Below are 927 nucleotides of genomic sequence, written 5' to 3'. Positions count from 1 at the left end.
CAACTCTCACTTCGCCTATCTCTTGATAATTGAAATAATTTGTGAATTCAAACCCTGCAAGTTTAGTGACGTCTGCTATGTCACTAATAGTTGTTAGTATCCAACCTTCTGGCAATCCATCAAACTGACTCAACCGACTTCCTCCCAAAACTCAAACCAACCTCTAAATAAACCCCCCAATGTCATTCCGACCAGCGGGAGGAATCTCGGTGTATGCATGGGCTTCTCGCTGCATAGACTAAGATCCTTCGCTCTGCTCAGGATGACAACTGTGCCTGTCATTCCGACCAGCGGGAGGAATCTCGGTGTATGCATGGGCTTTTGCTGCATAGACTGAGATCCTACTCAAGGAGAAGCCGCTCTGCGTCTACGACTCTGCTGCGCTACGCTTAGGATGACAGGTACCTGTTATTCCACCAGCGCTTAGGATGACATGTGTCTGTCATTCCTCCTTGAACCAATCCTCACTTAAATCCTTCCATTCTGGATTCATAGATTCAATCAGAGCAATCTTCTTAGCCCTCGTCCAGCCCTTGATCTGCTTCTCACGGGCGATCGCGTCTCTCACATTCTCCGTCTCCTCAAAAAACACCAGTCGGTCAATGTTATACCGCTGCGTAAATCCTGGAACAGCCTTACGCTTATGCTCTCCCACCCGTCTCATCAGATCATTTGTCATCCCGGTGTAGAGAGTCTTTGAGCGATTTGTCAGGATGTAGACGTAGTAAGTTTTAGGCATGGTTTCCGCCACTCCTCAACCTGTCATTCCGAACGGAGTGAGGAATCTCTGTCACTGCGTAGTTTACCCCTGCATAAACCGAGATCTGAAGTGACCCCCGATTTTCGGACACAAGGCTAAGAGCAGTATCCTTGTTCCACAGGAGGGGGCAACTATGAGCGCAAACCGACGACAGTACACAGCTGAAT

1 protein-coding gene is annotated in these 927 nt (G+C 48.4%); it reads right to left on the bottom strand.

The genetic code is table 11. The features are described from left to right. Window positions 1-442: 442 nt before the first annotated feature. Complete coding sequence (locus NF78_RS27820; protein WP_035995082.1) at window positions 443-739, bottom strand: GIY-YIG nuclease family protein; 297 nt, start codon at window positions 737-739, stop codon at window positions 443-445. Window positions 740-927 lie beyond the last annotated feature (188 nt).

The organism is Leptolyngbya sp. KIOST-1 (assembly GCF_000763385.1).
GTDB lineage: Bacteria > Cyanobacteriota > Cyanobacteriia > Phormidesmidales > Phormidesmidaceae > Nodosilinea.
The sequence above is the reverse complement of the archived record's forward strand: the minus strand, read 5'-3'. Positions and strand labels throughout refer to the sequence as shown.

Bases quoted from the DNA above. Each gene is read 5' to 3' on its own strand.
- NF78_RS27820 (WP_035995082.1), bottom strand. From the start codon at position 739: ATGCCTAAAACTTACTACGTCTACATCCTGACAAATCGCTCAAAGACT.